Origin of the sequence: Oculatella sp. FACHB-28 (assembly GCF_014696015.1) — a bacterium.
In the GTDB taxonomy this organism is placed as follows: domain Bacteria; phylum Cyanobacteriota; class Cyanobacteriia; order Elainellales; family Elainellaceae; genus JAAUTN01.
Window position 1 is genome coordinate 25,291 of sequence record NZ_JACJPJ010000109.1, and the last position, 7,836, is coordinate 33,126.

At 46.3% G+C, this 7,836-nt stretch carries 5 protein-coding genes and 1 pseudogene; 5 read left to right on the top strand and 1 reads right to left on the bottom strand.

Features of this window, described 5'->3' with window-relative positions; genetic code table 11:
• Positions 1 to 46 precede the first annotated feature (46 nt).
• The 5 genes from H6F88_RS32210 (at position 47) to H6F88_RS32230 (ending at position 7,742) form a co-directional block, all read left to right on the top strand.
• The gene (locus H6F88_RS32210; RefSeq protein WP_190646913.1) at positions 47 to 3,415 is read left to right on the top strand and encodes a HEAT repeat domain-containing protein; all 3,369 of its coding nucleotides are present in this window, start codon (positions 47 to 49) and stop codon (positions 3,413 to 3,415) included.
• A 27-nt stretch (positions 3,416 to 3,442) separates the two neighbouring features.
• A complete protein-coding gene (locus H6F88_RS32215; RefSeq protein WP_190646914.1) occupies positions 3,443 to 3,706 on the top strand; it encodes a UPF0175 family protein in 264 nt (87 codons plus the stop codon).
• Positions 3,703 to 4,176, top strand: coding sequence for a DUF3368 domain-containing protein (locus tag H6F88_RS32220; protein WP_190646915.1), 474 nt, complete (start codon positions 3,703 to 3,705; stop codon positions 4,174 to 4,176). The genes H6F88_RS32215 and H6F88_RS32220 overlap by 4 nt, the downstream gene beginning before the upstream one ends.
• A gap of 105 nt (positions 4,177 to 4,281) precedes the next feature.
• Positions 4,282 to 4,464 (top strand): hypothetical protein, encoded by a 183-nt coding sequence (locus H6F88_RS32225; RefSeq protein ID WP_190646916.1) that lies wholly within the window; start codon positions 4,282 to 4,284, stop codon positions 4,462 to 4,464.
• A gap of 11 nt (positions 4,465 to 4,475) precedes the next feature.
• Positions 4,476 to 7,742 (top strand): strawberry notch-like NTP hydrolase domain-containing protein, encoded by a 3,267-nt coding sequence (locus tag H6F88_RS32230; RefSeq protein ID WP_190646917.1) that lies wholly within the window; start codon positions 4,476 to 4,478, stop codon positions 7,740 to 7,742.
• Here the strand turns inward: H6F88_RS32230 and H6F88_RS33740 are convergent.
• A pseudogene (locus H6F88_RS33740) lies at positions 7,739 to 7,836 on the bottom strand (IS982 family transposase); the annotation flags it as partial. The gene H6F88_RS32230 and the pseudogene H6F88_RS33740 sit on opposite strands and share 4 nt — an antisense overlap.

The window sequence follows — 7,836 nt, forward strand, 5'->3', positions numbered from 1 at the left end:
ATGATAGAAAAAGCTCTTCCAAAATTCTGTAAGCTTACCGCTTGTAATGATTGCCCTTAATAACTGCCAGTCTTATCTACAAGAGATCTGCTGCCGCTATGAGCAGTGGTGGACTGAAAATGCTTTAACGGAAGCGATCTCCGCTCGACAAGCGACCTTCTCGTTTGAGCAGATGGTGCAGACGGAGGAAAAGGACTCAGAGGGAGAACCAAGGAAAACTCTACCACTGCCGATATTCCAAGCAATTCAGAATTACGTCGAATCCGAGCATATCCTATTGGTTGGATCGCCAGGGGTCGGCAAATCAACGGCACTTCTACGTTGTTTGGTGCAGGTTGCGGAAAGAGAGCGTGGGAAGCTGAAGCCACGAATTCCTGTCTTGGTTTCGCTAAAAAGATATAAAGTCAGTTTCTCTAATCCTGAAGATCCCTCAGGAATGTTGACTTTGATTAGAAATGCTTTGCCACCAAAGATACGACGAAAGGTTGGCATTTCAGAGGTTGAAGAGCTTTTATTTGATAAACGATTGATCCTATTCTTAGATGGGCTGAACGAAATATCAGTAGATACCGTTCGTACATATCTGAAGGCGTTTCGTGAAGAGTGTCAGTATTCCCAAGTACCGCTCGTCTGCACAACACGAGAGTTAGGTAGTGGGGATTTGGGTATTAAACGAAAGCTAAAAATTCAACCCCTTGAGAGCCAGGAAATTGAGCGATTTCTACAGGAATGCATTCCGGAGCAGAATCAAAAGATATTGCAACTGCTGAATCGCGATAAGAGAGAGTTAAGCCGCACTCCTTTTGTGCTATGGATATTATACGACTTGTTTCAGAAGCAGGGCACTGAGGTAGAGACGTTAGCAGAAGCGTTTCGTAAATTCTTTCGGTCTTTCAACAAAAACTATAGGGAAGATATACCCGTTACCGATGAGCGACGCAAAGACTGGAATTCCTGGTTAAAGTGTTTGGCATTCTCGATGCTAGATACTCCAGATCTGAATGATCCAGTTTTAGTTATTTCCAGAGAACAAGCAAAACAAGTTTTGGATGACCAGTTTGGAAAGCATTCTGGTGACTCATGTCGTATCGAGGAGTTGATTAAATATCATGTTTTAGAGTCAATTAATGACGAAGAAATCAACTTTCACCATCAGCTAATTCAGGAATACTATGCAGCAGAAGCATTGCTAGAACGATTGCAAAAACATCCGGAGTGGCTCGAAAGAACACCTAAACAAAAATGGACTCGATTTCAGCAAGATTATCTCAATTATTTGGAGTGGACGGAAGCGATTGCCCTCATGTTTGGACTTCCAGAGATCGAAGCACAAGCAGAGCAATTGGTAAATTTAGCACTGGATGTAGATCTATACTTGGCAGCGAGGTTGGCTGGAGAATTTAATCTAAAAGTACAAAAAAAGACTATAAATTTATTGATTACTGAGTGTACTAAAAGAGACTTGCCACTGTTGTTTAAGGTGACATACTTGAATAAGTCTCATTCCAAGCATAGTACTCAAGTTTTGATTAAAGCATTACATGAAGGCGATGCAGAGGTTCAGGAAAAAGCATTAGAAGGCTTAAGAGAAATTGCTGATACAACAGTTATACACGATTTGCTATGGGTCATTGAAAATTCTGACGGATATCCGTCGATTATGAATGCCATAGAGCTACTGACTGCGCTTGATCTTGATAAGTCAACTTCTTCAAAATTACGAGAACTACTGAGAAGTCAATATCCTGGAACTCGTGAAGTAGCTGCTTTAGCTTTAGGGAAATTGAATACAGAAGCTTGCATTCCAGATTTAACTCTTGCGCTAAGGGATCCAGCTATCCGGGTCCGCAGGGCTGCCATCAGTGTTTTAGGAGAAATTGGTTATGAAGAAATAATTCCAGATTTACTTAAGATACTAAGTACATACGGTGAAGAGTACAACGAATCAATATTCTCGACAGCAGCTTTTGCGCTAGCAAAGCTTGATGCTGAAAGAGCTTTTTTGCATCCTAATGCTAGGGTACGTAGTACAGTAATTTCTTTGCTTAATAAACAAAATATAGAAAATGAATTTCCAAAGCTGAGAGCAGCGATGAAAGATGAAAGCTTTCTTGTTCGTGGAGAAGCCATTGGAATAGTTGGACGACTTAGAATTAGTGAGTTAACTGAGGAATTGTTTTTAGCTTTAGAAGATCCAGATTCTACAGTTAAAATGCAAGCAGCTTATGCACTTGGGCAACTGTGTGGTGTAGAAATTATACCAAAACTGATTGAAGAACTAAGGACTAAGAATGCTCCAACTCGAAGAGCCGTGATCGATACAATACGAAGCCTTGATAGAGAGGAAGGAGTCCCAGTACTGTTTTTAACATTAGTGGATTCTGATGAATCGGTTCGCAGGAGTGCATTGTATGCACTAGGGGAACTAGGCAGAAGAAATGCTATTCCACATTTCATTGAAATCTTACTTGATTTTAATGATAAACATCATCGAAATTTAATTGAAAATTATCTTCAGGAATTAGAGCCTCAGCGCAAGTTAGAACTTGTAGAACAAATAAATTCTCAAGATAGTCACATTCGCTGGAATGCTGTTAAAACCTTAGCTAAGATTGCAAGCCATGCAGCAATTCCAGAACTGATTAAAGATTTTTCTGAGGAGAAACGTGTTGGACAACGCTTACGGCTCATTGGTTTTTTGAGATGCACATCTAGTGAAGAAGTTCTACCAACTTTACTAGATGCTCTTGATGATGAGGAAGTATCTGTCCGAAGGCACGCAGCTTTTGCTATCGAGCATCTTGGTAATCTCTCTCATTTACATGAGCTATGGCAGCAACAAACACAAAAACCATTGGAAGCAATTGATAGTGCGATCGCTGCCATCCAGTTACGCTGTGGACTCCACAACGACGAAGTTAACCAGTTCTCCCGAACAGTCCTACGAATTGACAAAACGACAACAGAAAGCTTTCTTGATACGATTAACCAGACTACTCAATTAACTTACAAAAAGATAAACCAGATGGCAGACCAACCTAAGGTCGAAATGAACTTTCATGCTCCTGTAGAGAACGCTGTTGGCATCGTCGAAGGCGACATGGTTATAAATACTTCACCTTCACAAGATAAAGGGGCAGCCACTGCAATTTCTAATTTACTTAACCATCTCCGTCAAAAATATCCCAATGCCACTGATGAAGAAATTTATGGGATACTCCTGCAAGGTTTTCAAGCCATGCCTAAGAAGAATCCGCAAAACTGGAAGCGATGGCAAGATATTTTAAGCGTATTCTTCTCAGGTGGTATTGAAGCCACCAAAGTTCTCGTGCCTGTTGCTGGAATTCCAATCGAGGTGCTCAAGCGGCTGTATGAAATCTACGATCGCAACCGCAAACAACTCCCCGATAGCTAGCCTCAAAAGAAGTAACCAGAGATCACTATGCAAATCACGATCGAACTTCCCGATGACATCGCCAGTCAACTCCCATCTGGCAATATCTCCCGTCGAATTCTAGAACTGATTGCGGCTGACAGTTATCGCCAAGGGAGAATTGGAGCCGCTGAAGTCCGGCAAATGCTCAACTTCTCCTCTCGTTGGGAAACCTACGAATTTCTCAAGCGAGAAAAAGCTGACTTGCCCTACACAGAGGATGATCTAGAGCAGGATGTCCAAAATATTCGCAATGTTCTAGGCGCAGAATGATTGTTGTTTCCAATACTTCTCCCATCAACTATTTGATTCTGATTGATCACATTAATCTTCTTCCCAAACTGTTTCAGCAAATTATTATTCCTCAAGCAGTCTACAGCGAACTGTCCGATACATCTGCTCCTACCTCTGTTCAAACCTGGATCGTGGCTCCACCCAATTGGCTGAAAATTCAGTCTGTTAATCAACCTCCGGATGCAATTGTCGATTTGCTCGACCCTGGAGAACGCGAAGCCATTCTGTTAGCTCAAGAACTGAGTGCAAATCTACTCTTGCTAGATGACATGAAAGCACGTCGCGCTGCTACCAAAAAAGGACTTGTCATTACAGGTATCCTCGGAATTCTGGATCAAGCAGCAACTATGAAATTGATCAATATGCCTACTGCAATTGACAACCTTCGGAGTACATCCTTCTGGGCTTCGGAAAGCCTACTTCAGAAGTTGTTGGATAAGCACGCATAAATCCGAACGGATTGATGTCACACAATTTGCAGATAATTTCTACAGCACAGTCAGATAAACTCCCTAAACTCACAGGGTGGTAGAAATTTCAGGCAAAGAAAACTCATGAATAACCAGCGCCCTACAGATTCACACAACTGGTTTCAAGTATTACAGAGCCGTCTGTCTACATTATCCGAAGAGGTAAATTATGACGATGATACTGTAGCTCCTATTTCGCGTGAGGAAGACCCAGACATTGAAGTGAAACTGGATCAAATCTTCGGCATTGATTCAAGACCTGACTGAACCTTCCTCCTATGTCCGATTGCCCTAAGGAAGCCCTAATTTGGGCATTCCACAGCTTTTTGCTGCAAGGCGGGAGCTACAACCGAATTAACGAGGCACGAAGACAGGCAGAGGCAATTCTAGGTGAAGCGATTCCTCCTGGTAGTCCACTGACAAAATTAGTGGATGAGGCAATGGAAGTAGCCCTTGTTCGGGTTGCTCCTGTATTAATTGAGCAGTCTGAAACGACTCATCAGGCGTATGACCAATTGGTCACTTTGCTAGAACACCAGCCTACCCTCAGCGTTCGCTCCTCAACCTCTGTTCTCCAACAGGCATACAGCACCCCTATTCCGATCGCCTACCTTGCCTCCACTCTAGCCAGTATCACCCCAGAAACTACTGTCTATGAACCCACCGCAGGTAATGGCGCACTCCTAATCACTGCCAATCCAGAAAGGGTAATTGCCAATGAGTTGAATGGCGATCGCCACACTGAACTCACGACCAGAGGCTATCGCCAACTTACTCAGCAAGATGCCAGTAGTTACCACCCTACCGAACAGGTCGATCGGGTCATCTGCAATCCACCGTTTGGTTCAGTGCATAACGCGGCAGGGCGAGTACAACGGTTTGCCATTCCCGGTAATCGTCGAGGCACAACCCAGATTGATCAGGCGATCGCCTTTCGCGCACTAGAGGCAATGAAAGATGACGGACGGGCAGTGCTGATTCTGGGCGGCAAGCTGGGTGAGGATGAGGAGAGGCGATCGAATCGCTACAACAGTATCGAAACTCGCGGATTCTTCTACGCCCTCTATCAGCAGTACAACGTTACCCAGCACTTTTCCATCTGGGGTAACCTCTACCGCAAACAGGGTGCAGGGTTTCCGATCGATGTCATCGTGATTGCAGGGCGAGGGCAGTCTCAGCAAACCTTACCTGCTGCCGACGTTCCAACCATTTACAAATCATTTGATGCACTGAAGGAGCGACTGCCCAATGAAACTATCTATCAACGAACAGACAACCATTCAGGATTACGAGAAGTTTCCCCTGGTTTGGCAGCCTCAGGAGGCAAGCAACTCATCTCTCTTCCTGGTCAGGATGCCAGTTGGAATAGAGCAACTGAGCCAGCACGATTACGCTCGCCTGATGTCTCTCCGCCTTCAGTGGATGATCCAAACGTGGATGACCACAACTGGAGACAGTCAGCCCCAAACTCATCAACGGCTGACTCAAGCCTTGAGGATGCTGTACCTTCAGGAACCGCCAGAACTGTACGAAGACTCCCAAACACAGGAACTCCAACCCCTATGGTGGTGGACGCAGGAGTGGGCAGAAACGCTTCTGTACCGCAACGAAACCTTCAAGACCAAGTTTCAACTGAACAATCCGAAATTGAGTTTCCCAATCGCTATCCAACCAACCAATCCACAGACGCAGCAGCAGTGGATGGAGGAACACAACCAGACTACCCTCGAAGACTGGCTGAGAGAATTGACCTCCGGGATGGAATAACCGCCTCAATAACCTACCCACGAAGGATTCAACCAATGGCACCGCTTGAACCTGAGAATCTCACCCCGAATTCTCAACCGCTTCATGTTGCATATCTTCCCCGTAGTCAGGGCAGATCTCCCGGAACCCTGATTCCAACCAATATGGCAACCGCTGCTCAGACTGCTCTGGACAAATTGGAGCAGCAAAGAGGCGACATTGACGAGTTTGTTCGGCAACGGTTGGGCTATGAGTCGAAAGAGGAACTGTGGAGGCATCTCTATGCTGAGCAGATTGATGCCGTTGCCTTGGCATTCCACCAGCGCGATCGCGGCAAGGTATTCCTCAACGGCGACCAGACTGGAAACGGAAAGGGACGCTTCGGAGCCAGCAATATTGTCGATGCCATTAATCAGGGCTACCTCCCGATTTTTGTCACTCAAAAGCCGAACCTTTACACCTCGATGCTGACTGACTTGGCAGACATCGGCAAGCCTGGAGTCCGTCCATTTATGACGAACAACAACCTGAGCTTGACATCGGGTGATGGGCAACGATTGAGAACAGGCTCTCCCAAGGAGCAGGACGCTGAAATGCTCAGGATCATGCAGCAGTCCAATTTGGGGCTTGCCTACAACGCTGTCTTTACCACCTACAGCCAGCTTCAGACCGTGAATGACGGAAAAGAACCTTTTCGGCGGGAGTTCTTTCGGGCGATCGCGCCTCAATCCATCTTTATTTTTGACGAAGCACACGAAGCGGGAGGCAGCACCAGCGACACGGCATGGAAAAGCAGTAGTGCTGCACCCGATCGCTCCCAGTTTGTGCGGGAACTGGTTGACCTGAGTGCGGGAGCCGTCTTCATGAGCGCAACGGCAACCAAAGATCCAGCCGTGATGAATCTCTATGCTCGTCGCTCTGATGCTGCCAAAGCGGTATCGAATCTCTCTAGCCTGCAACGAACGCTCAAAGATGGTGGCATTCCCCTTCAGCAGATGATGGCGACCAAATTTGTCGCCTCTGGTCAACTGCTCAGACGGGAGCGATCGTTTGAGGGCGTGTCCTTTGAGGCAAAGGTTGTTCCGGTGAACCGGGAGACCGCAGACAGTATCTCTGCCATCATGCAGAGCATCAGCCAGTTTGACCTTGCCAAGCAGGAGGCAGTCAAGCAACTGAGCAAGGAACTCAAAAAAGAGGCAAAGCAACTGGGGGAAGATAATGCCATCGGGCAGGTGGGAGCCAAATCTACTAACTTTACCTCTCTAATGCACAATGTCATCGACCAGGGATTGCTGTGCCAGAAAGCCGAGGCAACCGTGCAGGAAGCGATCGCCTCCATTAGGCGAGGTGAAAAGCCTGTGATTGCCGTTGCCTCTACAATGGATGCCTTTATTGGGCAATACGCCGACGATAACGGATTAACACCAGGCGATTCTATTGACATTTCCTTTGGCGACGTTCTGGGACGATATCTGGAGCGATCGGGGGATGTGGTGATCAAGAACTATGAGGGGCTACAAACCCGACGACGATTAACCGACGAGGAGTTGGGCGCAAATGCACTGGCAGCTTATGACGAAGCCAGAGAGCGGGTTGATCGTGCTGACCTTTCAGATATTCCCCTTAGCTCGATCGACTACATTCGCTGGCGGCTAACTCAGGAGGGCTATCAGGTTGATGAGATTACGGGAAGAGAGAATGTCATCGACTATACGACCAACAGTGAGATTGGCTATGGTCGCCGCTCCAGTAAGGAGACAACGGCTCAGGCAAAGGTAGATAACGTCAATTCGGCTTAAGCAAACGCAGGCAGAGCAGTGTCAATGAGCAGGGAGGGCTTCTTGGGTTGGTGGCAGTAGGCGATCAAGCCACAGACTAAGTTTACCAGGCAGT